Here is a 26099-nt window from a genome sequence, read left to right as displayed (position 1 = left end):
AGACTGTGGGTTTTTATTTTTGGTGGTGGTAGCGGGATTTGAACCTGCGACATCAGCATTATGAATGCTGCGCTCTAACCAACTGAGCTATACCACCGAACAGGGCGAAATTGTAAACCATTTAGGTTGCTGCTTATTCGAACACCTTGAACAGCAAGGCTGAAAAGAAGCCGCTCAGCGTGGCCAAGCCCACCCAGTTAGGCGGCGCCAAGTGTGTGGCTTCGGGCAGCATGGCCGCACAAATCATGGTGAGCATGGCACCCGCGGCCAAGCCCTCGATAAACACCATGGCGTTGTGTGGGACCCACTCGCCCATGACCGCGCCCAGCGCAGCGGCAATACCTGTCATCAGCACCAAGGACAACCACATAACCAAGATGCGTTGCACGCTCATGCCCTGCATGCGCATTTGCGCCGAGCTAGACAAGGCCTCGGGCAAGTTGGACAAAAACAAACCCGCCAGTAAGGTGTAGGGCAAGACATCCCAAAACGCCACAGCTGCGCCATCATGCACACTGGCCGTGACAGTAGCCATGAGCACCGTGCCCACCACAAAGCTCTCAGGCAAACCATCCAGCAAGTTGCCTAACCAAATAGCCACCGCCGCGTTGTCATGGGACGCGTGCTTTTTTTCTAGCTCTTCGCCAGTTGGCAAAGGCTGTGTGTGGTGCTGCGGCAAGTGGGCCCGCTCATGCATAACTTTTGAAATAAGGGAGGCAGTTTTGCGCAAGTAGCCGCCATGCTCGACCAGTACCCAGTCGAGCATCACAAAAACAATGCCGCCCACAAATGCGCCAGCCACCAAATGGAAGAAATTGCGCACTTCGTGGGCACGCACGTCGGGCGAGCTGGCACGCATGAATGCGTCAATGGATGGAGCGACCAGCTCAATGGCCAAGGCCGACAACAAAGCGCCCGCACCAAAAGCTGCCATCAAACCCACCACGCGCTGAGGCAGTTTGAAATAAATGCCAATCAAAGAGCCGATCAGCAATGAGGCCGAACACATCACGCCAAGGATAAAGGCCCAAGCCACATACATGTCCATGGGAGATTAGTCTTCCATGGGCGCAAGCACGCCAAAGCTGCGTTGCGCATAAGCCAAGCCGTGACCGGCTTGCACACCGAAGTCGAGCACTTCGCCAATCAAGATGTCGTGATCGCCGGCAGACACCACTTGCGCAATGCGGCAGTCAAACCAAGCAATCACACCTTCAAGCCGAGGGTGTTGGTTCAAGCCACGCACCAGTTGTTGGTCTGCAAAGCGAACAGTTTGTGTGCCTTGCGCAAAATTGAGCGCCAGGTCTTTTTGCTGAGCGCCCAACACGTTGACCATGTAGCCACCCGCTGTGACGAAGGCTGAGTGGCTGGCCGAGGTTTTGCGCACACTCCACAACACCATGGCTGGATCTAGCGACACGGTGTTGAAGGAGTTGCAAGTCATGCCCCAATCTTGGCCTTGGGTGTGAGCGGTCACCACGGTCACACCGGTGGTGAAGCAGCTCATTGCGTCTTTGATATTCACGCCGTACTTTCTGAATTGTTTCTATAAAAATGCCAGTGCGTCTTGTGCGGCCACACGACCTTCATCAGTGGGGACCACCCACACCTCAACATCACTATTGTCGGCGTGAATTGAAGCCACACGGTCGCCTGCGGCCTTTGCGTTGCGCGCTGCATTGACCTGCACGCCAAGGTAAGTCAAGGACTCGCCCACTTGTTGGCGTAGCACGGCATCGTGTTCGCCAATGCCGCCAGTAAAGACCAACACATCGAGGCCACCAATGCAGGCGCTGAGTGCCCCAACTTCGCGCACGACGCGGTGTGAAAACAACTCGGTGGCAAACAGAGCGTCGTCAGAACTGGAGGCACGCAAGGTGCGCATGTCGGCGCTCTCGCCCGATACGCCCAGCAATCCACTTTGTTTGTAAAGCAGCTTTTGAATTTGATCGTGGCCCCATCCTTGTTCCATCAAGTACAGAAGCACACCAGGGTCAAGCGCGCCGCTGCGCGTGCCCATCATCAACCCGTCCAAGGCCGAGAAGCCCATGGTGGTAGCACGGCTTTGGTGGTCGGTGGTGGCGCACACACTTGCCCCATTGCCCAAGTGGGCCATCACCACACGACCAGTTGAACGCGGCACCTCGCGCTTGAGCACTTGGCTCACGTATTGGTAAGAAAGCCCATGGAAACCGTAGCGGCGCACACCTTGTTCTGTGAGCTTTTTATCAATGGCAAAGGTGGTTTCTAAGGGTGACAAGGTGCGATGAAACGCTGTGTCAAAACACGCCACTTGCGGCACTTCAGGAAATGACTCAGCAAATGCGCTGATGCCCGCCAAATTGTGCGGCTGGTGCAGTGGCGCCAACGCATTGAGTGTGGCGAGCTGCGTCAACTCCTTGGGCGTCACGCGCACACTGCTGCTGTAAAACGCTCCACCATGCACCACTCGGTGTGCAATGGACTGCACTTGCAAATGCGCAAAGCGCGAGGCTAGCAAAGCTTTGAGGGTGTCGAGCGCGGCGTCAAACACATCTTGCGCAGGCTGCACATCTACAGCGGCTGACGCTTTGGCTTGGCCCTTTGCGCAATAGCTGATGCGCGGCTGACCCGATGGCTCTAGGCCTTCGATGTTGCCCGTAACTTCAGCCTCGCCAATGCATCGGGCAGAGCCCTCTCCCTGGACGGGGTACAGCGCAAACTTGAGGCTAGACGACCCCGCATTGACAGCGAGGATGCTCATGCAGGGTGCGTGCGGTAATGATGCGCAATGAGCTTGGCCAAGAGGGCAGAAGCGCTGCGCGTAGTGGCGGAGTCGGCACGGCTGGTGAGCGCGATGGGGACGCGCGCGCCCAACACAACGCCTGCGCCCGAAGCGCCAGCCAAGTATTCCAGTTGCTTGGCCATCATGTTGCCGGACTCCAAATCGGGGGCCACCAAAATGTCGGCTTGGCCTGCCACAGCAGAGGCAATGTGTTTGATCTCCGCTGCGTGGCTAGACACCGCGTTGTCAAACGCGAGTGGGCCATCCAGCAACCCACCTTTGATTTGCCCTCGGTCGGCCATCTTGCACAAAGCAGCGGCGTCGAGTGTGGAGGGGATGTTGGGATTGACTGTTTCGACCGCCGAAAGAATGGCCACTTTGGGAACGGCGACGCCCATGATTTGCGCAAACAAAATAGCGTTTTGCACGATGTCGGCTTTCTCGGCCAAGCTGGGTGCGATGTTCAGCGCAGCATCCGTGATGAAAAGCGGCTTGGGGTACATAGGCGCTTCAAAACGAAACACATGCGACATGCGACGACCCGTGCGCAGACCTTTTTGCGACACCACAGCGTGAATCAATTCATCCGTGTGCAAGCTGCCTTTCATCAAGGCTTCCAACTTTTGGTCAGCCGCCATTTGTGCGGCCAACTCTGCTGCTTCGTGGCTGTGGGCCACATCAATCACTTCGATACCCGTCAAATCAATGCCCGCCTCGGAGGCCACTGCACGCAGCTTTTTCTCGGGCGCAAACAGCACGGCTTGTATCAAGCCCGCGTGGTGTGCATCCATCGCACCCTGCAGAGAGTCCGCATCACACGGGTGCACCACACCACAGCGCACAGGCTCTAGGTGCGCCCCTAGCGCCAGGAGGTTGGCGTGGCGTTGTTCGGGGTCAAACAGGCTGATGTGCGGCGCATGAATGCGCGGCATGCGCAGCTTTTCGGTGGGGGCCATCACTTTGGCCACGCCATACAGCACGCGTTCGCCTTTTTGGTTCACCAACAAGCAATCGAGTTCTATCGTTTTTTTGTCGTCTTGTTTGCTCATGCACGTGACGGTCACATTCAAGGTGTCGCCGATTCGCACGGGGCGGCTGAAGTGCAGGTGTTGCTGTAAATAAATAGTGCCGGGCCCAGGAAACACCGTACCCAACACCGTGCTGATGAGCGCCCCACCCCACATGCCGTGGCCAATGACGCCATGAAACAAAGTGGCGTTGGCATATGTGGGGTCAAGGTGCGCGGGGTTGGTGTCGCCCGACACCGCCGCAAAGGCTTGGATATCGGCCAAGGTGAGCGTACGCACCAATCGAGCGACCTGCCCCACCACGATGCTGTCGTAGGGGTAGTTTTCTAACCACTCATTGGCGAGGTCGTTGGTGAGGTCTGTGATTTCGTTCATGGTGTTCTTCAGTTCACTGCGTGGCTGCCGGCATCGACGTAAATGGTTTGACCCGTCATGCCACTGGCGGCATCGGTACACAAAAAGGTGCTGAGGTTGGCAATTTCTTGCAGTGTGACCAAACGGCCGAGTGGCGCTTTGGCGATATTGCTTTGCATGAGCGCATCAAAGTCTTCAATGCCAGAGGCAGCGCGGGTGGGGATGGGCCCAGGCGACACGGCGTAAACGCGCACACCCTGTGACCCCAACTCCACAGCCATGTAGCGCACCAAGGATTCGAGTGCAGCCTTCACAGGCCCCATCAAGCCGTAGTGAGGCACAGCTTCGTCAGCCCCCAAATAAGACATGGTGACCATGCTGCCACCTTGCGTCATGTGCGGTGCACACAGCTTGGCCAGCGTGGCAAACGAATGGCACGACACCTCCATGGCGCGTGCAAAACCAACACTTGAACTGTCGATCACACGGCCATGCAAATCGGCCAACGGAGCCCATGCAATGGAGTGAATCACAAAGTCCAAGCGGCCCAGTTTGGCCACGGCGTGGGCTACCAAATTTTCTAAGTCATCCGGTGTTTCGATGTTGCAGGTGTGCAAATCCATTCCCAAAGGCTGGGTGAGCGGCTCTACAAACGGACGGGCTTTATCGTTCAGACACGATGCCACCACCTCAGCACCCATGGCCTGCGCTTGACGCGCGCAGCCCCAGGCAATGCTGTGCGCGTTGGCCAAGCCCAGCACCAAGCCTTTTTTACCCTGTAGATCAAAGGCAGACATCGTGTTCATAAAAATTCCTTAAAACCTTGAATGGGCTCAAAACGGCCCGCCACAAAACGTAATCGTGTCGGCCCAGGCATGGCACGCTGTTGCACAGAATGTCGTGGATCTCCGGGGTAGCACAAGTTGCGAACCCCTTCTTCGTCAAATGTTTCTGGCAATACCAAAGGCGGCGTTTGCTGCTTTGCCAAGTTCAACACACTCGCTGTACAAGCGTGTGACAGCAAAGACACCAAGGTCATGATTTGCGGCGGCGCCAGCGACAAGCCCCCTGCCCAATAGCGTGTCAGAGCGTCCAAGGGGCTCAACCACACGCTGTCCGTGGCCTCGATGTTGTCGTGAATGGGCTGTTGGCCCTGGGGCAACACAGCCATAAAAAAACGTGTGTCAAAGCGTTTGTTGGTCACCGAAGGTTGCACTGGCGTGATCCAGCGCGACCACGGCGCCAAATGCTGCGTATCCACACGCAAACCTGCCCCTTGCAAAACTTGCGAAAAATCTTGGCCATCATTCAGCGCTTGCTGCCAAAGTCGGCGCTGCCCTGCGCCATGCGCCAAGGCTTGTTCGTCATTTAAGCGGGCGTACAACACACCGCACTCTTCCAGCACTTCGCGCACGGCAGCCACATACAGGCCCGCGGCTGTTTGTAAAGGCAAATCGGGTTCACCCAAGGTACTGTGCAGCACCTGCGCTGAGGTGTCTAAAAAGGCGTGCACTTCGGTCGTGCAATCGGCTTCGTCTAGCTTGCCACCCGGAAACACATAGGCACCACCCAACACAGCTGAGTCTGTGTGACGGCGCAACAAAAAGACCTCAAGGCCTTTTTGGGGTTCATCACGTAACAACACCACCGTGGCCGAAGCACGCGGTGGTGTGGTGATGATCTCGCTGTTGAGTTGCATGAACTCAGCGACAGGTCAGACGATTACTTGGCGCTGTAAGCCACGTCTGCGCGGCGGTTTTGCGCCCAAGCAGCTTCGTCATGGCCTGCAGCTTTTGGCTTCTCGCTGCCAAAGCTCACTGGCTCGGCTTGGCTGTCTTTCACGCCGTAAGCTTTCAGGCCACGCAACACGGCTTCTGCACGCTTTTGGCCCAATGCCAAGTTGTACTCGCGGCCACCGCGTTCGTCGGCATTGCCTTCTACGCGTACTTTCAAAGCACCGTTGCCAGACAAATATTTACCTTGACGCTCGACCACGCCAGCTTGGTCAGCCTTGATGTCAAACTGATCGAAACCAAAGTAGACGCTGCGCTCTTTAGAGATGGCACTGTTTGGGTTCAAGTGATCGGCGACCACAGAAGCCACGGCAGATGCTGGCGCAGCTGATTTGGCATCTGAAGCTTGAGTGCTCTCTAGTTTGGTTGAACTGCAAGCAGACAACAGGGCTACGGACACGACCGACAGAATTGCAAATTGACGTTTGAACATGATTTATGAAATGTGTAAAAAATAACCCCTTAATTTTAATGGACACTGACCCTCAGGAAAGTGTTGTTTTTTTTGACACATGGGTAAAAACTTTTATAAATCAAGGACATAGGCTATTTTGTTAATATTAATTCTTTTATTCTCGTAAATGAATTACAAAGAATTCATTTGTTGATAAGTAGATAAGTTTGGCTACTAAATCGCAACAAAACAGCGCATTGACCAGTGTGGCAGTACCCATGTAAATTCCACATCCCGCTAGAAATTTCGGGACGTATCAAATACGAAAACATGAAGTGCTGGTAGCTCAGCCAGGAGTAAATGAAGATGTCAACATTCAAAATTTTGGTCACTAGTCAAAAAGGCGGCGTGGGTAAAAGCACGGTTTCTGCCAATTTGGCGGCTTTTGTGCGACGCCAAGGACAAAGCGTCACCCTGATTGACTTTGACACCCATGGCTCCTCCAGCACTTGGCTGACCCGTGCCCCAAATATTGGCATTGTGGTGCAGCACCACATCCTGCCGCTGGACCAAGGCGGCAACCGCCCAATCTTGGATGCCCGCCTTCACTTACGCCGTGCTGCCAGCAGCACCCAAGTGGTCATTTGTGACTTGACCTGGACCGACTCCATCGCGGGTGAGCTGATGTTCGAGTACGACTTAGTCATCGTCCCCACCTCGGTGTCTGAAATCGAATTGGCCGCGACGGCTGGCTTCTTAAGCCGCCACCGCTGGGTGTTTGACTCTGCCATCCACACCCCACCCACCTTGCTGGTTTGCCCCACCCGCGTGCAACCCGAACAGCTGCAAAGCGATATTTTTTCGAAGCAGCGTTTTCCAGTCAGCTTCATGCTCGCACCGCCAGTGCTCGAAGCGCAATCGGCCCGTGAAATGTTTGAGCGCGGCTACTTGATGGACTTGCAAGACGCTTGTGGCGCCTCATTCAACGAGTTCGGCAAATCGGTCTATGCTGCCCGCGAAATGCGCGAATCTGCCCAAGGTATGCGCCAAACCACGCTAGCACGCACCACCTCACCGGCCACGCGCGGTGCTGTTATGAATCGTCAAAATGTGTTGGCTAACTCAACTACCCTGTCTAGCCAATACTCAATCTTGGGCCGACACCGCATGCATAAAGTACGTCCTGAAGAGATGGCGAACAAATCGACACCTAGCGTGAGTGCGCCATCAAACACACACATTGCATCGATGGGAATTCCTCAGTTCCTCAAACGCATGTCCATGGGCGTCTTAAATAAATGAGCTCCGAACCACAATTTTTGTCCTTCAAAGGACTCAAGCAATACACACCAGAGACTGGGTGGGGTCAAGTCAATTCGATTTTGCAATCTCACACCCAGCAGACCGCAGCGCCCAAGCAGCCAGCCGTGCCTGACAACGTCCCCACGCTGACCGAAACGCCAGATGTGCCTGCAGGCCACGCCTCCCCCATGTTTGACCCGCTCATCCACGAACTGTTTGAGCAATTGCGCGTGCCCCCCAGCGATGATTTGACACAAACTTGGCGCACCATTGCGGCTGAGGTGAACTTGCTCACTGAGCGCATGGCCTTGCATCGCGAGCTGCAAGATCGTTTGCAAAAGCTAGATCAAGAATTGGTCAACTTGCGCGGCACGATTTTGTCGCACCTGTCGGATGTGCAGCATGCCGCCGACCAGCAATTGTCCTCGGCACGCTTGCGCGCCGAAGTGTCAGCCCTCGCACAAACCAAACTTTCTGCCAAACTATCAGACAAACGATAAACCCATTCGCTAAGGAGCGTTGCGCATGCTGGACAAACTCAATCAGATCTATCCGGTGCGCTACACAGCGTTCATAGCATCGGTCGTCTTACTCGTTTTCTCGCTGCTGGGCTCAAGCGTTATGGGCATGAGTGGTTGGTGGCCTACGGTCTTTTTGTTGTTGACGCTGGTGGGCCTTCGCGACCTTCAACAAACTAACCACTCTATTCTGCGCAACTACCCTGTTATCGGGCACTTACGCTTCATGTCCGAATACATTCGGCCCGAGATTCGACAGTATTTCTTAGAGTCAGAAACCGAAGCTGCACCTTTCTCTCGTGCGCAGCGCAGCTTGGTGTATTCCCGCGCCAAGGGCGACTCGGACAAGCGCCCGTTCGGCACACAACTTGATGTACGTGCCATGGGCTACGAGTGGATCAACCACTCGATGGTCCCAAGCCAACTCGCAGGCCACGACTTCCGCGTCAAAGTAGGCGGCAAAGACTGCACACATCCCTACGACATCAGCTTGTTCAACGTGTCGGCCATGAGTTTTGGTGCACTCAGCGCCAATGCCATCCAAGCCTTGAACTTGGGCGCCAAGATGGGCGGCTTTGCACACGACACCGGCGAAGGCTCTATCTCGCGTCACCACCGCGCACATGGCGGCGATTTAATTTGGGAAATCGGCTCGGGCTACTTTGGTTGCCGCGATGAGCATGGCCACTTCAGCCCTGAACGCTTTGTAGAGAACGTGCGCTCACCCCAAGTGAAGATGGTAGAAATCAAACTCAGCCAAGGCGCCAAACCGGGCCACGGCGGTGTACTGCCCGGTGCCAAAGTGACTGAAGAAATTGCCGAAGCACGCGGCGTGATGGTGGGGCAAGACTGCGTGTCCCCAGCCGCTCACAGTAGTTTTTCGACACCATTAGAAATGATGGCGTTCATCCAACAACTGCGCACCTTGAGCGAAGGTAAGCCCGTGGGTTTCAAGCTTTGCATTGGCCACCCTTGGGAATGGTTTGCCCTTGTCAAAGCCATGCTGGAAACAGGCATTCAACCCGACTTCATCGTGGTCGATGGCGCAGAAGGCGGCACGGGCGCAGCCCCGCTCGAGTTTTCGGACCACATGGGCATGCCCCTACAAGATGCCTTGCGCTTGGTGCACAACACCTTGGTGGGCGCTGGTTTGCGCGATGCCATTCGGGTGGGTGCTAGCGGCAAAATTGTCAGCGCCTTTGACATCGCGCGTGCGTTGGCTTTGGGTGCCGACTGGTGCAACAGCGCGCGCGGATTTATGTTTGCGTTGGGCTGCATCCAAGCCCAAACCTGCCACAGCGGCAACTGTCCAACGGGTGTCACCACGCAAGACCCGACACGCCAAATGGCACTGGTCGTGCCCAGCAAAGCTGAACGCGTGCACAACTTCCACAGCCACACCTTAGAGGCCTTGCAAGAATTGATGGAGGCCTCTGGTCTACAAACACCACATGACTTCACGCCCCGTCACTTCATGCGCCGCGTGAGCGAAACACAAACCTTGCACTTATCCGATCTGATCGACACCCTAGAAACGGGTGCTTTGCTCAAAGACAATGTCAGCGCCCTGCCAGCGGTGTTTAGCGACTGGACGCTAACAAGCACCCAGCGGTTTGGAATTTAATCCGGAACGCGTGGGTACTGAATAGGTTTTTCACGTACCACCGGAGGCGGCACATTGGCTGCAGCGGCTGCAGCAGCAGCCGCAACACGCGCTTTTTCAGCGGCAGCACGTTCTGCCGCAGCGGCCTTGTCAGCGGCTGCTTTATCAGCAGCAGCCTTGGCAGCACGAGCCGTAGCAGCTCGCTCGGCAGCAGCTTTTTCTTCAGCTATTTGTTCGGCAGACTTCACAGGCTTTTCGGGCTGCATGCGCATGATCACCGCACGCTCGGCGGCAGCTTTTTGCTGCGCCAAGCGCTCGGCAGCAGACGCCTTCTCAGAAGCAGCGGCAGCCTTTTGTGACTCGCTAGCAGTCTTGGCTGACAGGGCAGCTTTGTCGGCGGCCTTTTGCGCATCGCTGGCAGCCACGGTGGCTTTCTCAATAGTTTTCTCGATCGACTTGATCGCAGAAGCCTCAGCCGCTGTTTGCGTGCGCTCACGCACCTGCACGGCTGCATTCAAATCAGACTTGATCTTTTGAATTTCGGTCAACAACACTTGCGTGCTGGGACCTTGCTGCACAGCAGGCGCGGGTGCAGGAGGTGGCATGCGAGACGATGCTTTTTCAGCCATTGTTTGCAACTTGCCATCGAAGGATTGCAGCTTGCTGTCCAACATGGTCAATTGCTTTTGCATGTCTTTTAATCTCAGATCGCTTGACTTGTTGGCCTCAGCGGCCACCACAGTAGGCATGGCGGCAACGCTTTTACCCAGCTCATCCAAACGCTTAGCTACTTGGGTTTGGGTGGTGATCACTTCGTCTTGCTTGTCGGTAATTTCCGAGAAATTAGAATTGGTTTTGCCAATCGCGTTCAAACTGGCATCTACCTCAATCACGCGCTTGGCCATGGCATAGATCATGGTATCCAGCTCTTTGATGGACTTGGTCATCTTCATGGTGATGGCAAAGAAAATGCCCATGGCGATCAATAAACATGTGCAAAAGGCGGCCAACATGATGCGTGAATGCGTCACATTACGAATGTTGTTTTCTTGAATCTTGGACACCACAGCACGCATGGTGGCGCTGACGTCAGCGGCAACCGAGGCAGAACGGGTTGACACCTCAGCAGAGTCAAGCACCACCGAAGTGAGCTCTTCAATCTGACGCGCCACCTCATTGGTGTCAAGTGATTGCGAAGCGATTTCTGTCAGGCGATCGGCGGTCGCCTCGACGTTCACGATGGCTTCTGTTGACGCGGTCGCATCTTCTGTCGGTTGTTGTTCGTCAGCCATGTTCAAACCTTTGCATTATTTAATTCTTCAAGCCGATCCAGTCGTGCGTTGAGTGTCTGTATGTCTTCTGTGAGTTTGCCCATGCGGGCCTGCAACTCTTCGTTGTAAAGATCGGCTTGAGATGGCAGGTCTTGAGCCTGCAAGCCAGCAGCATCAACTTCAGCCTCCACTTCAACTTCAGCGCCGGCATAAGCCAAAACCTGGGTTGGCTCAGGCTCCATTTGCGCCGTGCTCGGCTCAGTCTCTGCGGATACATCACTGACCAACTCGGTCAGCGTCGGGACCTTGGCCAATGCTTCGGCACTTAGACCTATTGCATCGTCTGGCAAGTCAGGCACCGAAATTCGAGGCAAAGAGTCAGCCATGTAGCCTGCCTCAAAAGGGGAAGGCTCAAGTTGAATGTCATCTGGCTTGGGCGCCTCGCCATGCATGGATGAATTGGGTAATTGAGTCATAGGCTTGTTTCCAAGAGACGATCAGGACTTATTAAATTGGGTTTGCATCGACTTGGTACTGCGCAGCCAACCTTTGGACACCAAAGGGCTGGACTGCATAAAAGCATCGGCTTGAGCTTTGGTTTCAAAAGGGCCAGCAACCAAAATGTAGTAACGCTTGCCTGAATCTTTTTGGCGCGCACGCATGATTCTGGTTTTCGCATACACCGCGTTGCTGCCCTGGAAGCTAAGCATGTCGTCTTGCGTGTCCATAGCGGCCAGTTGCACCACATAGCCATTGGCAGGCAATTGGTTAACCCAAGCTTCGTCAGAGTTGGCGTTCGGCTTAGCGGCGGCTTTGGGCTCCGCCTTTGGCTTGGGGTCAGCTTTTGGCTCTACCGCTACCCCCGCCGCCGAAGCAACCGCACTGGCCGCACTGGCCGCAGAGGCTACATCTTCAGCTTGGCTGGCCACACGAGAAGCTTCAGCCGCCACGGACGCGGCAAGCTCGGCGGAGGCCAACGCTTGCTCGCTGGCTGCAGATGATGCGGCTGCGGCAGAAGCTGCAGCTGCAGCACTGGCCGCCTCCTCGGGGGCAGCCGCAGCGGGTGTACCGCGCAGCAAATATTTCTTGAATAACTCAGCCTCTTGCAGCACCCAATCTTTGTTCATTGCAGCCAATGCGACCACTGACAAAAGCATCAATATCAACACCCAAACCGCATATGAGCGGCGAGGCACGCGTTGAAATAGGTCGTCTTCGGGGCTGGCTGCCGCCGCGGCCAATACAGCAGCCGAGGCCACAGGCGCCGACACTGGCATCGATACAAGAACTGACACAGGGGGAGGCACAAATGCAGGCAGAGGTTCTGGCTCGATTTTTGGTTCTTCTTTTTTCCCAAAACCGGGCACACGCCACGCTGTTTTGGTGGGCAGATTGAGCAGCTTTGCAACAGGGGTGACCTCATCGCTGAGGGTTGGCGGCTCAGACAAGAAAGACGGCTCGATCTGCGTCGATGTGAAATCGGGCATTGGCTCAGTGGCCACCCAATCGGTTAATTTTTGCTTGGCATCACCGAGATCGGATTCCACTTCCCACTTGAGCAAGTTTTTACCAAACGCGTCAACTTTGCTTTGGTAGTTGGCGGCGCTGTTGATCAGCAAAATCACGCTGATGTTGCCAGCAGGAAAACCGTTGACCAAACGGGCCAACAGCTGCAGCTCAAAGTCTTGCATCAGAACGGAATCGCGAAACACCAAGAAGCGACGGGGTGCGTGCTTTTTGTCTTTTTCTAGCGCTTGGTTGAGCGTGATTTCAGACAAGATTTCATTGAACTGTTGAACCAGCTTTTCAGAATTTGTAGAGCTACACCAATCGATGTGGGTTTCACCCTTAGCACGCAGGCGCTCTTCAAACAAGCTGCCGTAGTAATCAAGCACCATGTCGCGCTCGCTTAGCACGGCCAGATTGATACTGCCTTCGGTCAATGACTTCAGGAGTATTTCAAATCGCAACCGGTCACCGGGGCTTTGGTAGATATCTGTCATGCGGCTCAAACTCGGGTCTTAAGAATTCATCAAATCGCCGTTCGCGTCGAACTTCATGTCGTTCGGAACGGTGGGCGATGGTTTGACCACTTCCTGGCCGCGACCATAAGACTGGTTCAGGCTGAACACATAGGCAATGACCTGCGCAACAGCGTGGTACAAAGCCTCTGGAATCGGGTGATCCAGCTTGGTCGTGAAGTATAAGGCGCGAGCCAGCAAAGGCGCCTCAAATATATAAACGTTGTGCTCTTTGGCTTCCTCACGAATACGGGCTGCCAAGCCGTCATCGCCCTTGGCCACCAACATGGGCGCGCCGTCGCCCATCGGGTCATAAGAAAGGGCCACAGCAAAGTGGGTGGGGTTGGTGATCACCACGTCCGCGTCTTTGACTTTGCTCATCATCTTGTTGTTCAAAATCTCGTGCTGACGGCGGCGAATTTGGCCTTTGACCTCCGGGCTACCTTCCGAGTTTTTCATCTCGTCCTTCACCTCTTGCTTGGTCATCTTCAGCTTTTCATTGAGCTGATGACGCTGCAGTGGCACATCGACCAAAGCCACCAACACCAAACCGAGGCTGAGCCAAATACAAGAATCCACAATGATGGTGCCCGCCACTTTCATGGCGGCATTCAGGTCCATCTGCGAGATGTGGGAAAGGTCGTCCAAGTTGTTCATGACGGCCACCAACAAAATGGCACCCACCACCAAAAACTTGATCACCGCTTTAGCCAAATTGATCAACGCGTCTTTGCCAAACGAACGCGCCAAACCCGTCAAGGGGTTGAGCTTGCTGAATTTAGGCACCAGCAACTTAGGGGCAAAGATCAAACCACCCGCCAAGGTGGTCGACAAAATGGCAATCACATAAAGAATAGCCATCAAAGGCATGACGATCAAAAAGCCATCCACCAAAGAGCTGCCCAAAATTGCGGGCAGCAATTCGGCTTTGTCGGTGATGCGGCGGTCAAACTGCATCTGATGCTTGAACAGGTTGCTCATGCTGCTGAAGATGTGCTGCCCCATCATGCTAAAAAACACCGTAGCAATCACCATCATGGCGGCAGGTGCCAGCTCTTGTGAGCGCGCAATTTGCCCGTCGTCGCGGGCTTTTTGTAGCCGCTGCGCCGTGGGTTCTTCGGTTTTGTCTTGGCCGCTTTCTTCTGCCATATCAGCCTCCCAAATACGAACGAAGCATTGTGAAAGCGTTCGTCCATACCCAATCAATACGGGCTACGTTGTTGCCCATCGAAAAAATCATGACGATGAAACCCATCAAGATCAGCGCGGGAAAGCCCACCGTAAAAATATTTAAGCTAGGCGCCGCACGGGCCACAAAGCCTAGGCCGACGTTGATAAAAAGCAAGGCCATCATGACGGGCAAAGCAATCAGCAGAGCGCCCAAAAACATCATGGCACTCCAGTTGATCATCTTGCCCAGCATGTCTTGGCTGAAAAACTCTTGACCAATCGGAATCAGTATGAACGACTCCATCACCAAACCAAACACAATCAAGTGGCCACCCATGCCCAAGAAAACCAAGGTGCCCATGATGTTAAAAAACTGTGACAACACCGGCACGCTACCCATGTTCGGATCAACCATGTTGGCCATGGACAAGCCCATCGATCCAGACATAGCCTGACCCGCCACCACCATCGCAGCAGAGGCCACCTGAAACACCAAGCCCATGGTCAAGCCAATCAAAATTTGACGCGAAATCTCCATCAAACCATCGGCCGTGACAGGATCGATCTTGGGAATTTCAATTTGCTGCGACACAATAAATGCCATGGCAAATGCCAACGAAATTCGAATGCGCATGTTGACCGCACGAATCGAAAAAATAGACGTGAATGCCAAAAACGCAGACAAACGCAACATCGGCCAAATGACGACCAAAAATTTGTCGAGGATGTCAATCAGCGAGGTATTCATGTCAGCGCTTTGTTACATGAACAAGCTTGGAATACGAATAAAAATACCTTTGGTGTAGTCCACCATGGTGTTGATCATCCATCCACCAGCCAGCGACATGGTCAAACCCATCACCAAAATCTTTGGAATAAAGCTCAAGGTCTGCTCGTTGATGGAGGTGGCGGCTTGAAAAATACCCACCACCAAACCCACGATCAAACCCACAGCCAACAAAGGACCCGAGATGATCATGGTCATCCACAACGCTTGACGCGCCAAATCGACAACTGCTGAACTATCCATGTGCCTACTCCTTAGAAAACAAAGCTGTTGGCTAGCGAAGCCATCAACAGCGTCCAACCGTCAATCAGCACGAACAGCATGAGCTTGATCGGCATCGAAATAATCATGGGTGACAACATCATCATGCCCATGGACATCAACACGCTAGCCACGATCAAGTCGATCACCACAAACGGGATGTAAATTAAGAAACCAATCGTGAATGCGCTCTTGATTTCGGACGTGATGAACGCTGGCATCAGCGTGGTGAATGGCACTTGGGTGGCATCTGACAACTCACGGCGATTCGAGATTTGCATAAACATGGCAATGTCGTCTTCACGGGTTTGCTTGGTCATGAAGTCGCGCACAGGCACTTCGGCTTTGATCAAGGCTTTGTCAAAGTCCATGGTGCCGTTCATGTAAGGCCCGATCGCGTCTTTGTAAACCGACTCAAACACAGGCGACATGATGAAGAAGGTAAGAAACAAAGCCAAGCCCACCAGCACTGTGTTGGGCGGGGTTTGGGCTGTGCCAATAGCTTGGCGCAAGATCGACAACACGATGATGATGCGCACAAACGAGGTCATCATCAACAGCATGGATGGCAACAGCGTAAGCGTGGTCATCAAGCCCAGCAATTGCAGGCTCATGCTGTATTGCTGGCCGCCTTTTCCAGCGCCGCTAACGTTGACCAACGGAATACCCTGGGCATGCGACACCATGGGCAAAGCAGCCAAGGCAATCAGCAACAACGCCAAGATGACGTAAAGAATTTTTTTGGTGATGGGCTTACGCAACATGGCTGGGCTCCTGCGTCCACGCGTGCAGTGTTTTTACCTCGGCGGGGCTGATGCTGGCCAACACCATTTGGTTGTCCACCTGAATCAGCACCATCTTGTGCTTGAGGCTCAAAGGCAAAGCTTCAAGCACTTGAATGCGCTTGTCGTCCATGCCATTCGCAGCAAAACCACGGTTGCGCTTGACCCACCACAGCGCGCCGCCCAGCAGCAGCAACACACTGAAGGTGCTGGCCATGAATTGAACCCAATCGAAACTTTGCATGATGTTTTCCCTGTGCGCGATGACGGTTTTTTGACACTAGACGTGCTTATTTCTAAGTACCTTGCAAGGCACGTGCCAGCTTTCTGGACGGTATAGTTAATTCATGCAGTCAAAGACAAACCCATGGGCCTGATTCGCGACCTGATTCATGCGGGAGGCACGGGCGGCCTCAACTGGCATGTGCAGGCCTACACCTCACGCAAGCGCTGGCAGCCCACGGTGCAATTGAGCGATCAGTTTTTGGCGCAAGTGCAGCCCAAGTCTGAACACTTGGTGTTGATAGGCGGCAGCGCAGGTTGGATGATGCCGCCCAGTTGGCTGGCCCGCTTCCAACGCATCGACGCCTATGACATTGACCCCCTCGCCGCTTTGCTGTTTGATGGGCAACACGGCAAGCGCTTGAAGGCGCAAGGCATCGCGGTGCATCACCACCGCCAAGACGCACTGGCCACTCTGCCCGAAATTTTGAAAGAACACCCCAAGGCCTGCCTTTGGTTTGACAACGTATTGGGGCAACACCGTTTTCGCGTGCGTGATCAAGCGCGTGTAGAGCACGAATTGGCACAACTCAAAACCACACTCCAAGGCCGCAGCTGGGGCAGCTTGCACGATGTGTGGTCGGGCCCAACGGATGGGCGTTTGTTGCCTGCAGGCTTGCAGGTGTGGAGCCACCACGTGACGGCCAAGCAAGGCATGGAAGCAGCTTTTTCGCAAAAGCTCTTGGCCAGTGTGGGGGCAAAAGATGCGTGGAATGACCACCTCACCAGCCAAGTTTTTTCTGACAGCTCACCCACCACCTGGATGCCTTGGGCCTTCAAACCCAACTACTGGCATTGGCTACAAGCAGGCTGGGTCAGCTCGTAATCAGTGTTTGAGGTTGTAGAGCGTGATGCCCGCAGCGTCCATCTCTTTTTGTTCGCGCTTGCGGTGGTAGTCGCGCACCGCCTTGAGGTCTTGCTCGACCAAGGTTTCCATTTGAATACGCTTTTGCTCAGCGGCCCTAAGCGCCAAGCGCTTGACTTCCACCGCATGCTGCGCGTCCATCAAGTCCACGTTCACACGCGAAATTAAAGCTTGAAGCTGCTGCATAAAACCACGAAAGTTCAGCGTCTCTGACATGCTGTGTGGGCGGCTCTCGGCCTCTTTGCTGCGCGCCACATAGTCGGTGTAGAGCAGCTGCATGCGCTCACGGCTTTGCACCAAATGCGTCACGCGGTCACGCGCCTTTTTTAACTCGACAAGGGCTTCGTCGCATTTCTCTTTGGCTTTTTTGGCCAGCACGGGCCAGGCGGCGCGTGGCTTCATGACGACAGCATGTGGCTCAGTTGGTTACGCGTCATGGCGTAGTCCTGGCCGCTGTCCATGTCTTGGCGCAAAAATTCCACCATCTGCTCGCGCAGGCGAATGGCGTCGTCTAGCTCGGGGTTGCTTCCAGCTTCATACGCACCCACTTGCACCAAGTCGGCATTTTGTTGGTAGATCGACCACAAGCGGCGCAACTTGTTGGATTCCTTCAACTCATCGGGGCTTACCAAGGATTGCATGACACGCGAAATCGAACCGTTCAAATCAATCGCGGGGTAATGCGCTTGATCGGCCAAGCGGCGTGACAACATCACTTGGCCATCGAGCGACGCACGCGCGATGTCCACAATCGGGTCGTTGCCGTCGTCACCCTCGGCGAGCACGGTGTAGATCGAGGTAATCGAGCCATGGCCATGGCGGCCCACACCACCGCGCTCAATCAAGTTGGGCAGCAGGGCAAACACAGACGGTGGATAGCCTTTGGCTGTAGGTGGCTCGCCAATGGCCAAGCCAATTTCGCGCTGCGCGTGGGCCACACGGGTCAAGCTGTCGCACAGCATCAACACGTTTTTGCCTTGGTCGCGAAAGTATTCAGCAATCACATGCGTCATGTGTGTGGCCTTAAGGCGCAACACAGGCGACACGTTGGCAGGTGCAGCCACCACCACCGATTTAGCCAAACCTTCAGCACCCAAAGATTCAGAAATAAAAGCCTGCACTTCGCGGCCACGTTCACCGATCAAACCAATCACCACAATGTCGGCTTTGGTAAAGCGCGTGAGCATGCCCAACAGCACACTTTTACCCACGCCTGAACCAGCCACCAAACCAATGCGTTGGCCGCGGCCAATGGTGAGTGCGCCATTGATGGCCTTCACACCCACATCCAAAATTTCAACAATCGGGCCGCGCTCCATGGGGTTGAGCGGGCAGCCCAACAAGCTGAGCTGATCGGGCAAATGGGGCATGGGTTTGCCGTCAATCGGCATGCCGCGGCCATCAATCACGCGGCCCAACAGCTCGTTGCCCAAGCGCACTTGGCCCGAGTTCGATATCACACGCACAGTGTCGCCAGGGCCCACACCGACAGGGTCGGTGAAGGGCATGAGGTACAAGGTTTTGTCGTTGAAGCCCACCACCTCGGCCTCGACGCGATGGCCAGCTTTGCCCATCACTTCGCAGCAAGCACCCAAAGGTGCCATGATGCCGCGTGTCTCCAAAGTCAGTCCCACCAAGCGCACCAAGGTACCGCTGCGCAGCGGTTCGGGGGTGCGTAGCTTGGGCAAGCTTGTCTGAACTTCTTTGGCAAAGTCCAGCATGCTTTATTTACCCACCTGAATCATGCCGCGAATGGCAGAAGCCACCCGCGCTTGGTCTGATTGCACCACCATGCGCACCACGCCCACTTTGTCTTCGTAGCTTTTGGCGCCGCTGAGCAACTCTGGCGGAATGCTTGGCTTTTTGGCTTTTTGTTGTTCTTTGCGCATGCGTTCTTTGATGTCGGCGAAAGTCTCACCTTCACGCATTTCAATCACACCTTCGGCCAATGCCTCTTCTGCGTCTTCGGCTGGCACCTCGGCCGCTGGCTCGTCAGTGGCCAACTCTGCGGACACTTCTTCGATAGGCGTCTCCGCCACTTCTACGGCAGGTTCTTCAACCACTTCGGGTTGGACGACCGCCTCCGGCTCGGGCACCAACTCTGGCTCAGGCTCGGGCTCGATCACGGGTTTGGGTTTTGGCTTCTCTGGCTTTTCCAACAACATCAATTGGTATTTGATTTTTTCCGCACGTTGGGATTCAAACAACTCAGCCTTGCGCATCATCTCGCGCTCAACGGCTGCCACAGCATCGCGTTGCATGTCATTGTTAGATGCGGCTTGCCCCACCATGTTGAGCACAAACGGCCGAACGATGGTCACAATGACAACCACAAAAATCAAACCCATCAACAGGGTGTTGATCACGTCAGGAATGAACATCACCGTCCTCCGCTTCTTCTTGTTGAACGTCCAAAATACGCTGAGCCAGGGGCGACTTCTCGCGCCAAGCATCCACATCGACCAGCAAGGCTTTGGCCAAGCCCTCCAGCCGATGTTCGACCAAATCTTCCACCACCGTGTCGTTGGCAATCACGCGCACGCTGCCCGTTTTTAAATCGGCCACGGCTTCTAGGCGCATGCCTTTGATGAAGTCACCGCCATGCGCTTGCAAGCGGGCTTTGTCTTCGGGGTTGAGCTCCAGCACCACCGCGCCATGCACGGGATGATCCAACTCATCCAAACAGCGTTGCACCAAACGTTCCATGCCTTTGCTAGACGTCTGCAACTCGCCCACCACCACTTGTTCTGCAATGTGCAGGGCCAAGCGCTTGAGGGGCTCAAAAAATTTCTTAGGGTCTGCGATCAACGCGCTCAGCTCGGTTGCGGCGTTTTCAAACACCACACGCTGTGCGGCCATCTCCTCGGCCAACTCGGCTCTGGTCTTGGCTTCGCCTGCGGCCATGCCTTGTGCATGGCCCTTTTCTAAACCCTGTTCCAAACCTTGCGTTGTACCTTGCTCAATACCTTGGGCTATCCCTTGGGCTAATGCATCTTCTGTGGCCTTGGCCACAGCTTCAGCCAACGCCGTGGCCGCTTCTTCGCGGGCTTGCGTCAAGCCTTTGGCAAATTGCTCGGCTTCGCGCTGTTCAACTTCTTCGGGGGCAATGCCGCCTACCACCGCGGGCAACGCTGACTCTGCAAGCTTAGCCGCGGCCTGCGCTTCTTGTGCAGCAGCATCGGCTGCTGCTTTTGCCTCAGCTTCGAGTGCCGCCTCAGCTTCAATGGCCGCTGCAGCTTCTGCGGCTTGCGCAACTGCTGCGGCCTCGACCATGCGAGGTTCCACGTCATCCGCCACATCCGGATGAATCACGATGAGGTCAGCCATCTGTTCATCTGAAGTGATGCGGCTCACCACCAAGTTTTCAGCCATTTCTGCTTGTGCCAACGCACGTTGCAACACAGATGGATCAACACGCATACCCAGCTTGGACTTGCGTGATGCACCATAAGCGTCCATCACAAATGGCAAGTGAACATTCGTTTCTGCACCAGCCACAGAGACCGGCATTTCTTCACCCAAGCCCGCGTTGCGGAACTCACCTTCCAGCAGCGCCAGCGATGCTTGGGCTTGCTGGTTCAGCGGCAGCTGGGTGGACTGATAGTGCGCAGCCGAAAACCCGCTGGTCTTGGCTGGATACCCAAGATCAGCAAACGCCTCTGGCGCATCGCTGGTCCAGCGGGTCGTGGCATAGCCACGGCTGCTCAGCTTTTCAGCGATGCCGGCGTTGGGTTGCCATGGAACGGCAGCCCGAGCAGGATCGGGTTGGTTAAACAAAGTCTGCTCCGCCCAAGATCAATTCGCCCGAGTCGGACAACTTACGCGCTTGACGCATGATCTGCTTTTGCGCGTTCTCCACATCGGTCATGCGTTGTGGGCCTTTGGCCTCCATGTCGTCGCGGAACATGCCGCGCGCACGCTCGGACATGTTGTCGAAGAAACGGGCTTGGCAAGGTTCGCTGGCATTTTTCAAAGCCATCATCAGCAAGTCCGGCTCCACCGCACGCATAAGCACCTGAATACCTTTGTTGTCCACGCTGACCAAGTTCTCAAACGTAAACATATTGTCTTGAATCTTGAGCATCAAGTCGGGGTCAATGTCGTTCAAGCCACTCATGATGCTGGCTTCCAGCGCGGTCTTGGTCAAGTTCATGATCTTGGCTGCGGCTTGAATGCCACCAAAGCTAGACGACTGAGCCGACGCGTTCTTAGAAAACTGTTGCTTCATGATGGCTTCCAGTTCAGCCATCGCCGAAGGTTGCACGGTGTCTAAACTGGCTACGCGCTGAATCACCTCAGGGCGCGTGTCGGGCGGCAAATAATTCAACACATCGGCCGCCACTTCGCTCTCCAGAAGCGACAAGATGATGGCCACCACTTGGGGGTGTTCACCACGAATCATGTCGGCAATACCTCGGGCATCCATCCAAGTCAGGATGTCCAAACCTTTGGTGCCTTGACCCGGCATGATGCGGCCCAACACAGAGGCAGCCTTGTCATCGCCCAGCGCTAAGCGCATGACTTTTTCCACGTAGTCCGCACCACCGATGCTGACGTTGTTTTGGTTTTTCAGATGGTCCACAAACTCGTCCAGCACAAAGTTCACCGCTTCTTGTGAGAAGTTGGCCACTTGCACCATCGCAGCGCCAAGCGCTTGAACCTCTTTAGGGCTTAAAAATTTGATGATCTCAGCCGCTTGCTCTTCGCCTAGCAAGAGCATCAAAACGGCAGCGCGTTGGGTGCTGGTAATGTTGGCAAGTTCAGCGCGGAGCTTGTCGGTCATCACAATGGTGTCTTCAGCCATGATTCAAATCCTCAGAAAATTTATTACTTCTCGATCAAGCTCTTGAGCACGCCAGCCACTCGGGTGGAATCTTCGGCCATGATCATGCGAATCAACGCCACTTTATCGTCATACGAATTGGCTGTGTTGAGCAAGTCGGCTGAAATCGACTGTTTCTTCGGCTTCATGCTCGCCATGCGGGCTTTGACCGACTCCAGCGACTCGCCTTCTTCAATTTCAATTTCTTCTGAAGACTCTTCAGGCGCGACTGCCGCAGCCTTGGCGGCTTCAAGCTCAGCAGCCATCTGCGCTTCACGCTCCGCACGCAAAGCCTCTTCACGCAGTCGGGCTTCTTCGGCGGCCAACGCATCAGCGGCGGCTTTGGCCTCGGCAGCCAAGCGGGCCTGCTCAGCAGAATAAGTAGCTTCTTGCGACAAGCGGGCGGATTCTTCAGCCGCACGCATGGCTTCTTCAGAAATACGCAGCATCTCGCCTTCATGGGTTCTCTTGGCAAAGGCCGCAGCAGCTTGCGCCGCAGCATTTTCGGCCGTGGCCACATCAATCGCCATCTGGGCTTGGTTGGTGGCCGCATCGGCAGCCGCAGCAGCCAAGGCTTTGGGGTCGATCTCGGGGGCCAACAAGCGGCGCACCATCGGACGGACCACGGTCAAGAGGATCAGCAAAAAGATGCTCCCCACCACACCCGCGTTCACCATGACTTGGTAGTTTTCATCGCGCCACCAAGGAATGACGGTCGGGTCGTACTGAGGCTCAAACTTGGTACCCACCACGGTCACCACGTCACCGCGGTCGTTGTTAAAGCCTACCGCGCCCTTGACCAATTGGTTCAAGCGTTCGATCTCTTCAGGCGTGTAGGGCACAGAGGTGGGGGTCGAGCCATCGGGGTTCTTTTCTGCTTTGGCACCCGGTGGCAAAGGACGTTCGTTGATCAACACGCCCACACCAATTTTGGTGATCACGCCCATCGCACCTTTGGTGTGACGCACGGCGCGGTCGAGCTCGTAGTTTTTGGTGCTACGCGCTGTCACTTGCACGCCTTTTTCGCTCACGCCCTTCAAGGGGTCGGCGTTGGTTTGCGTGGTGGCTTGGGGGTTGGTGGGTGCAGGTGGTGTGTTGGACAAGGCGCCAGGAATACCAATGGCATCACGCAAGGTGTTGCGGTCTTCCACAAACAACTCAGAGCGGGTCTTGGGGCCTTTGTCTTGCGAGTCAAAGTCTTCGGTGGTCACTTCGGTTTGTGTGAAGTCTAGGCTCATGCTCACCTGCGCGGTCACGTTGGTCTCGCCCACGATGGGGGCCAGCAACTGAATCAAGCGGGTGCGATACAAGTCTTCCATCTGCTGCTTGTGGGTGAGCTGTTGTGCGGTCAGGCCCAAAGGCGCTTCGGTCAACATGTCGTTCATCAAGCTGCCAAAGTTGTCCACCACCGACACGTTTTCAGGCGCAAGGTAAGGCACGCTGGAGGCCACCAACTGAATGATGGCCTGCACGTTGGCCGACGAAATAGTGCGGCCTGGCAAACGGGTGATGATCACCGATGCCTTGGTGGGCGCGCGGTCACGCACAAACACACTTTGCTTGGGCGCGGCCAAATGCACGCGGGCAGCTTTGATGCCGCCAATTTGAATAATGCTGCGCGCCAGCTCTAGCTCCATCGCGTTGTTGTAGCGCACCTGTTCCATGAACTGGCTGGTGGTCATGGCGGGCATGTCTTTGAGGTTGTCCATGCCCGACGCTTCGGTGCGTGGCAAACCTTTAGAGGCCAGCAACATGCGGGCCTCTTGGAAACGAGATGTAGGCACCGAGATTTGGCCGGTGTTGACATCCACTTCAGGCTTGAACTCAGCAGCTTTCAAAGCTTCAATGGCTTGTTGCTTGTCAGCGTCGCTGAGCATCAACACCAAAGGACGGTAGGGCGTGGGCTTCATTGAGGTAAAGAACACCGCCACCGACATCAGCAGCATAAAGATCACGATGAAAGGCAAGGCCTTTCGCACGCTGGGCTGACGCAGCACGTCCATCACCACTGCGCCAGGGCCTTCTTGGGTGTTGATCCAGGAAGGCAAGCGTGACGCATTGCCCGTTGCACCGCTTGCATTAGCTGCACCGGTGGTCTCTAGGCCCGTGGCATTGGGCATGCCCACTGCGTTCATATTTAAGGTATCTGTTGCCATATCAGTCTCTCAATCCAGTATCAAACCGGCATGTTCATGATTTCTTCGTACGCTTTCATCACTTTGTTGCGTACTTGCAAGGTGGCTTCAAAAGCCAGCGACGATTTCTGCATGCTCAAGACCACTTCGGTCAGGGGCACTTCTTCGCCACGTTCGTAGGCTTCTTGCATACCGCGTGATTTCATCTGCGTCTCGTTCACGCTGTCCAACGCGTTTTGCACCGACTTGAAAAAGTCGGGTTGACCTTGAACCTTGGCGGTCGCCGCTTCGCCAGCAGGAGAGTTAACACCTGCGGCTTGTGTTTGGTAGGAACGCAGCGTTTCAATCATCGATTGAACGTTGGCTTGTGAGATGCGATCAATCATGCGGAGGCTCCTTCAGTCATGCCACGGGTGCGCATTTGCGCCAGCTTGTAGCGCAAAGTGCGTGGGCTGATGCCCAACTTGGCAGCCGCTTCTAGGCGGCTGTCGGTGCTTTGAAGCGCGGCCATGATCACTTGCAGTTCGCTGGCTTTTACCGCGCTGTCCAAGTCGATCGGGGCCGCTGCCTCTGGGCGTGTTTCGATGGGCGCAGCGGCATACGCAGTTGCTGGGCTGTAATAAGTGGGGGCTGCTAAGGCGGGTATGACAGGCGCTGCAGCCAGGGGCGTTTCTTCAAACACTTGTGGCATCGCTGCTGTCATGCTGGACATCACAGGCAAGGCTTGCTCGTCCATTTGTGCATCGTCAAACATCAAATGCGCGGGGCTGATGGTGCGGCCACCACTCAACACCACGGCGCGTTGCACCACGTTTTCAAGTTCGCGCACATTGCCGGGCCATGGGTAGCTTTGCAGCAAGGCTTGTGCTTCAGGCGTGACCGTGAAAGGCAAACCACCTTTGACATGACGCGCCAAAGACTGCGCCACCAAAGGCACGATGTCGCCTGAGCGGTCTTTCAAAGGCTGAATGCGCAAGCGGAAGGTGCTGATGCGGAAATACAAGTCTTCGCGAAACTCGCGTTGCTCGATGGCGAGCTTTAAGTCTTTGTTGGTGGCCGCGATCACGCGGATGTCCAGGTCAATCGTGCCTTCACCGCCCAAGCGGTTGAGTTTTTTCTCTTGCAAGACGCGCAACAACTTGGCTTGCAAGTTCATAGGCATCTCGCCAATTTCGTCCAAGAAGATGGTGCCGCCGTGGGCCTGTTCAAACAAACCTTTGTGCTCTTTCAAAGCGCCGGTAAAAGCGCCCTTCTCATGGCCAAACAACATGTCTTCAATCAAATGCTCAGGCATGGCCGCGCAGTTGAGTGCCACAAACGGGGCCTTGGCGCGGGGGGATGACTCGTGCAACACACGGGCCAACACTTCTTTGCCAGCGCCTGTGGGGCCCACCAACAAAGCGGTGACATCGGTTTGTGCCACGCGCTGGGCCAAGGCCAACAAATGCTGGCTGATGGGGTCCACAAACACGTAGCTCTTGGTTTTGAGTTCGGGGGCGTTCAGGCCTTTCACAGCGCCTTGCCAAGCTGCGGCAGACCACTCGTCAGCCGACAACACATGCAAAGCACCCAAGCGCATCGCGTCCACAGCCACTTCCATGCGGCGACGGTCCACGCGGCACAGCACGGGCACGGTGTGGCCGAGTTGGGCAATCAGGGTTTGAACTTCTTGAAGCAGCTCGGCGTTATCGCCCAAGCGAACAACCAACACATGTGCGCGGCGCAAAGCCAGCGTGAGGTCGCCCAAGGTAGACACAGTTTCCAGACTGATACCTGCGGCATCCAGCTGGGCGCGATCTGCGGCGTTGATCGGACTGAAAGGGTCCAACCAAACGGCATGAATTACGTTGACAGAAGAAGCATTCACTTTGAGTACAGTCCGAAATAAAGGTAAGACTGTTATGCAAAGGCCGTGCCAGGTTGTTTTGTAACCTATGTAATTAAATT

The 26099-nt window shown here is 55.2% G+C and carries 27 protein-coding genes and 1 tRNA gene; 4 read left to right on the top strand and 24 right to left on the bottom strand.

Annotated features, from left to right (window positions below; translation table 11 throughout):
• Window positions 1–20: 20 nt before the first annotated feature.
• The 8 genes from ABWP81_RS09310 to ABWP81_RS09275 form a co-directional block, all read right to left on the bottom strand.
• Window positions 21–97 (bottom strand) — tRNA-Met (locus ABWP81_RS09310).
• Between the two features lie 36 nt (window positions 98–133).
• Window positions 134–1048, bottom strand: coding sequence for a ZIP family metal transporter (locus tag ABWP81_RS09305; RefSeq protein ID WP_353141298.1), 915 nt, complete (start codon window positions 1046–1048; stop codon window positions 134–136).
• Window positions 1049–1054: 6 nt separating this feature from the next.
• Complete coding sequence (locus ABWP81_RS09300) at window positions 1055–1525, bottom strand: flavin reductase family protein (protein WP_353132834.1); 471 nt, start codon at window positions 1523–1525, stop codon at window positions 1055–1057.
• 21 nt (window positions 1526–1546) lie between these two features.
• Window positions 1547–2743 carry an acetate/propionate family kinase gene (locus ABWP81_RS09295; RefSeq protein WP_353141296.1) on the bottom strand — a complete coding sequence of 399 codons (1197 nt, stop codon included), beginning with the start codon at window positions 2741–2743 and terminating at the stop codon, window positions 1547–1549.
• Window positions 2740–4167, bottom strand: coding sequence for a bifunctional enoyl-CoA hydratase/phosphate acetyltransferase (locus tag ABWP81_RS09290; RefSeq protein ID WP_353141294.1), 1428 nt, complete (start codon window positions 4165–4167; stop codon window positions 2740–2742). Before ABWP81_RS09290 ends, ABWP81_RS09295 begins: the two co-directional genes overlap by 4 nt.
• 8 nt (window positions 4168–4175) lie before the next feature.
• Window positions 4176–4943, bottom strand: coding sequence for an enoyl-ACP reductase FabI (gene fabI, locus ABWP81_RS09285; RefSeq protein ID WP_353141300.1), 768 nt, complete (start codon window positions 4941–4943; stop codon window positions 4176–4178).
• A gap of 5 nt (window positions 4944–4948) precedes the next feature.
• Window positions 4949–5845 (bottom strand): NUDIX hydrolase, encoded by an 897-nt coding sequence (locus ABWP81_RS09280; protein ID WP_353141292.1) that lies wholly within the window; start codon window positions 5843–5845, stop codon window positions 4949–4951.
• Window positions 5846–5868: 23 nt separating this feature from the next.
• Window positions 5869–6372: an OmpA family protein gene (locus ABWP81_RS09275; RefSeq protein ID WP_353132822.1), complete on the bottom strand. Its 504-nt coding sequence runs from the start codon at window positions 6370–6372 to the stop codon at window positions 5869–5871.
• Between the two features lie 327 nt (window positions 6373–6699).
• On the opposite strand from ABWP81_RS09275, the gene ABWP81_RS09270 reads away from it, so the two are divergent.
• From ABWP81_RS09270 to ABWP81_RS09260, 3 genes are read left to right on the top strand one after another with little or no spacing between them, the layout of a single operon-like run.
• On the top strand, window positions 6700–7635 hold the full coding sequence (locus tag ABWP81_RS09270; protein ID WP_353141290.1) for a ParA family protein: 936 nt from the start codon (window positions 6700–6702) through the stop codon (window positions 7633–7635).
• Window positions 7632–8135 (top strand): hypothetical protein, encoded by a 504-nt coding sequence (locus tag ABWP81_RS09265; protein WP_353141289.1) that lies wholly within the window; start codon window positions 7632–7634, stop codon window positions 8133–8135. The genes ABWP81_RS09270 and ABWP81_RS09265 overlap by 4 nt, the downstream gene beginning before the upstream one ends.
• 25 nt (window positions 8136–8160) lie before the next feature.
• On the top strand, window positions 8161–9777 hold the full coding sequence (locus ABWP81_RS09260) for an FMN-binding glutamate synthase family protein (protein ID WP_353141287.1): 1617 nt from the start codon (window positions 8161–8163) through the stop codon (window positions 9775–9777).
• On the opposite strand, the gene ABWP81_RS09255 is transcribed toward ABWP81_RS09260, so the two are convergent.
• The 8 genes from ABWP81_RS09255 to ABWP81_RS09220 are packed head-to-tail and all read right to left on the bottom strand — an operon-like array spanning window position 9774 to window position 16292.
• Entirely contained in the window at window positions 9774–11048 is a 1275-nt protein-coding gene (locus tag ABWP81_RS09255; protein ID WP_353141285.1) for a hypothetical protein, read from the bottom strand. The two genes, ABWP81_RS09260 and ABWP81_RS09255, sit on opposite strands and share 4 nt — an antisense overlap.
• Before the next feature lie 2 nt (window positions 11049–11050).
• Complete coding sequence (locus ABWP81_RS09250) at window positions 11051–11503, bottom strand: hypothetical protein (RefSeq protein WP_353141283.1); 453 nt, start codon at window positions 11501–11503, stop codon at window positions 11051–11053.
• Between the two features lie 21 nt (window positions 11504–11524).
• Window positions 11525–13030 (bottom strand): SPOR domain-containing protein, encoded by a 1506-nt coding sequence (locus tag ABWP81_RS09245; protein WP_353141281.1) that lies wholly within the window; start codon window positions 13028–13030, stop codon window positions 11525–11527.
• Window positions 13031–13048: 18 nt separating this feature from the next.
• Complete coding sequence (flhB, locus tag ABWP81_RS09240; protein ID WP_353132802.1) at window positions 13049–14197, bottom strand: flagellar biosynthesis protein FlhB; 1149 nt, start codon at window positions 14195–14197, stop codon at window positions 13049–13051.
• A gap of 1 nt (window position 14198) precedes the next feature.
• Window positions 14199–14966 carry a flagellar biosynthetic protein FliR gene (fliR, locus tag ABWP81_RS09235; RefSeq protein ID WP_353141279.1) on the bottom strand — a complete coding sequence of 256 codons (768 nt, stop codon included), beginning with the start codon at window positions 14964–14966 and terminating at the stop codon, window positions 14199–14201.
• A 12-nt stretch (window positions 14967–14978) separates the two neighbouring features.
• The gene (fliQ, locus tag ABWP81_RS09230) at window positions 14979–15248 is read right to left on the bottom strand and encodes a flagellar biosynthesis protein FliQ (protein ID WP_353132796.1); all 270 of its coding nucleotides are present in this window, start codon (window positions 15246–15248) and stop codon (window positions 14979–14981) included.
• An 11-nt stretch (window positions 15249–15259) separates the two neighbouring features.
• Window positions 15260–16030 carry a flagellar type III secretion system pore protein FliP gene (gene fliP, locus ABWP81_RS09225; RefSeq protein WP_502905532.1) on the bottom strand — a complete coding sequence of 257 codons (771 nt, stop codon included), beginning with the start codon at window positions 16028–16030 and terminating at the stop codon, window positions 15260–15262.
• Entirely contained in the window at window positions 16020–16292 is a 273-nt protein-coding gene (locus ABWP81_RS09220) for a flagellar biosynthetic protein FliO (protein WP_353132793.1), read from the bottom strand. Before ABWP81_RS09220 ends, fliP begins: the two co-directional genes overlap by 11 nt.
• 123 nt (window positions 16293–16415) lie before the next feature.
• Here ABWP81_RS09220 and ABWP81_RS09215 point away from each other — a divergent pair, with 123 nt between their 5' ends.
• Window positions 16416–17156: a hypothetical protein gene (locus ABWP81_RS09215; RefSeq protein WP_353141277.1), complete on the top strand. Its 741-nt coding sequence runs from the start codon at window positions 16416–16418 to the stop codon at window positions 17154–17156.
• Here the strand turns inward: ABWP81_RS09215 and fliJ are convergent, their stop codons facing one another.
• From fliJ to ABWP81_RS09175, 8 genes are read right to left on the bottom strand one after another with little or no spacing between them, the layout of a single operon-like run.
• On the bottom strand, window positions 17157–17597 hold the full coding sequence (gene fliJ / locus ABWP81_RS09210; protein WP_353132787.1) for a flagellar export protein FliJ: 441 nt from the start codon (window positions 17595–17597) through the stop codon (window positions 17157–17159).
• Window positions 17594–18916, bottom strand: a complete 1323-nt coding sequence (locus ABWP81_RS09205) for a FliI/YscN family ATPase (RefSeq protein ID WP_353132784.1) — start codon at window positions 18914–18916, stop codon at window positions 17594–17596. The genes fliJ and ABWP81_RS09205 overlap by 4 nt, the downstream gene beginning before the upstream one ends.
• Before the next feature lie 3 nt (window positions 18917–18919).
• The gene (locus ABWP81_RS09200; protein ID WP_353141275.1) at window positions 18920–19576 is read right to left on the bottom strand and encodes a hypothetical protein; all 657 of its coding nucleotides are present in this window, start codon (window positions 19574–19576) and stop codon (window positions 18920–18922) included.
• The gene (locus tag ABWP81_RS09195) at window positions 19563–20972 is read right to left on the bottom strand and encodes a FliH/SctL family protein (protein ID WP_353141273.1); all 1410 of its coding nucleotides are present in this window, start codon (window positions 20970–20972) and stop codon (window positions 19563–19565) included. Before ABWP81_RS09195 ends, ABWP81_RS09200 begins: the two co-directional genes overlap by 14 nt.
• Window positions 20965–21999, bottom strand: coding sequence for a flagellar motor switch protein FliG (gene fliG / locus ABWP81_RS09190; RefSeq protein WP_353132775.1), 1035 nt, complete (start codon window positions 21997–21999; stop codon window positions 20965–20967). Before fliG ends, ABWP81_RS09195 begins: the two co-directional genes overlap by 8 nt.
• A 23-nt stretch (window positions 22000–22022) precedes the next feature.
• Window positions 22023–24173: a flagellar basal-body MS-ring/collar protein FliF gene (gene fliF / locus ABWP81_RS09185; protein WP_353141271.1), complete on the bottom strand. Its 2151-nt coding sequence runs from the start codon at window positions 24171–24173 to the stop codon at window positions 22023–22025.
• A gap of 20 nt (window positions 24174–24193) precedes the next feature.
• Window positions 24194–24538 carry a flagellar hook-basal body complex protein FliE gene (gene fliE / locus ABWP81_RS09180; RefSeq protein ID WP_353132769.1) on the bottom strand — a complete coding sequence of 115 codons (345 nt, stop codon included), beginning with the start codon at window positions 24536–24538 and terminating at the stop codon, window positions 24194–24196.
• Window positions 24535–26019 carry a sigma-54 interaction domain-containing protein gene (locus ABWP81_RS09175; RefSeq protein ID WP_353141269.1) on the bottom strand — a complete coding sequence of 495 codons (1485 nt, stop codon included), beginning with the start codon at window positions 26017–26019 and terminating at the stop codon, window positions 24535–24537. Before ABWP81_RS09175 ends, fliE begins: the two co-directional genes overlap by 4 nt.
• Between the last annotated feature and the right edge of the window lie 80 nt (window positions 26020–26099).

The sequence above is a fragment of the Limnohabitans sp. genome (assembly GCF_040401135.1).
Taxonomy (GTDB): Bacteria; Pseudomonadota; Gammaproteobacteria; order Burkholderiales; family Burkholderiaceae_C; genus Limnohabitans.
Note: the sequence above shows the minus strand (reverse complement) of the source record. Positions and strands in the feature narration are given on the sequence as shown.

Coding starts and splice junctions, on each gene's coding strand:
- ABWP81_RS09305 (WP_353141298.1), bottom strand. CDS start 1,048: ATGGACATGTATGTGGCTTGGGCCTTTATCCTTGGCGTGATGTGTTCG.
- ABWP81_RS09295 (WP_353141296.1), bottom strand. CDS start 2,743: ATGAGCATCCTCGCTGTCAATGCGGGGTCGTCTAGCCTCAAGTTTGCG.
- ABWP81_RS09290 (WP_353141294.1), bottom strand. CDS start 4,167: ATGAACGAAATCACAGACCTCACCAACGACCTCGCCAATGAGTGGTTA.
- fabI (WP_353141300.1), bottom strand. CDS start 4,943: ATGTCTGCCTTTGATCTACAGGGTAAAAAAGGCTTGGTGCTGGGCTTG.
- ABWP81_RS09280 (WP_353141292.1), bottom strand. CDS start 5,845: ATGCAACTCAACAGCGAGATCATCACCACACCACCGCGTGCTTCGGCC.
- ABWP81_RS09275 (WP_353132822.1), bottom strand. CDS start 6,372: ATGTTCAAACGTCAATTTGCAATTCTGTCGGTCGTGTCCGTAGCCCTG.
- ABWP81_RS09270 (WP_353141290.1), top strand. CDS start 6,700: ATGTCAACATTCAAAATTTTGGTCACTAGTCAAAAAGGCGGCGTGGGT.
- ABWP81_RS09265 (WP_353141289.1), top strand. CDS start 7,632: ATGAGCTCCGAACCACAATTTTTGTCCTTCAAAGGACTCAAGCAATAC.
- ABWP81_RS09260 (WP_353141287.1), top strand. CDS start 8,161: ATGCTGGACAAACTCAATCAGATCTATCCGGTGCGCTACACAGCGTTC.
- ABWP81_RS09255 (WP_353141285.1), bottom strand. CDS start 11,048: ATGGCTGACGAACAACAACCGACAGAAGATGCGACCGCGTCAACAGAA.
- ABWP81_RS09250 (WP_353141283.1), bottom strand. CDS start 11,503: ATGACTCAATTACCCAATTCATCCATGCATGGCGAGGCGCCCAAGCCA.
- ABWP81_RS09245 (WP_353141281.1), bottom strand. CDS start 13,030: ATGACAGATATCTACCAAAGCCCCGGTGACCGGTTGCGATTTGAAATA.
- flhB (WP_353132802.1), bottom strand. CDS start 14,197: ATGGCAGAAGAAAGCGGCCAAGACAAAACCGAAGAACCCACGGCGCAG.
- fliR (WP_353141279.1), bottom strand. CDS start 14,966: ATGAATACCTCGCTGATTGACATCCTCGACAAATTTTTGGTCGTCATT.
- fliQ (WP_353132796.1), bottom strand. CDS start 15,248: ATGGATAGTTCAGCAGTTGTCGATTTGGCGCGTCAAGCGTTGTGGATG.
- fliP (WP_502905532.1), bottom strand. CDS start 16,030: ATGTTGCGTAAGCCCATCACCAAAAAAATTCTTTACGTCATCTTGGCG.
- ABWP81_RS09220 (WP_353132793.1), bottom strand. CDS start 16,292: ATGCAAAGTTTCGATTGGGTTCAATTCATGGCCAGCACCTTCAGTGTG.
- ABWP81_RS09215 (WP_353141277.1), top strand. CDS start 16,416: ATGGGCCTGATTCGCGACCTGATTCATGCGGGAGGCACGGGCGGCCTC.
- fliJ (WP_353132787.1), bottom strand. CDS start 17,597: ATGAAGCCACGCGCCGCCTGGCCCGTGCTGGCCAAAAAAGCCAAAGAG.
- ABWP81_RS09205 (WP_353132784.1), bottom strand. CDS start 18,916: ATGCTGGACTTTGCCAAAGAAGTTCAGACAAGCTTGCCCAAGCTACGC.
- ABWP81_RS09200 (WP_353141275.1), bottom strand. CDS start 19,576: ATGTTCATTCCTGACGTGATCAACACCCTGTTGATGGGTTTGATTTTT.
- fliG (WP_353132775.1), bottom strand. CDS start 21,999: ATGGCTGAAGACACCATTGTGATGACCGACAAGCTCCGCGCTGAACTT.
- fliF (WP_353141271.1), bottom strand. CDS start 24,173: ATGGCAACAGATACCTTAAATATGAACGCAGTGGGCATGCCCAATGCC.
- fliE (WP_353132769.1), bottom strand. CDS start 24,538: ATGATTGATCGCATCTCACAAGCCAACGTTCAATCGATGATTGAAACG.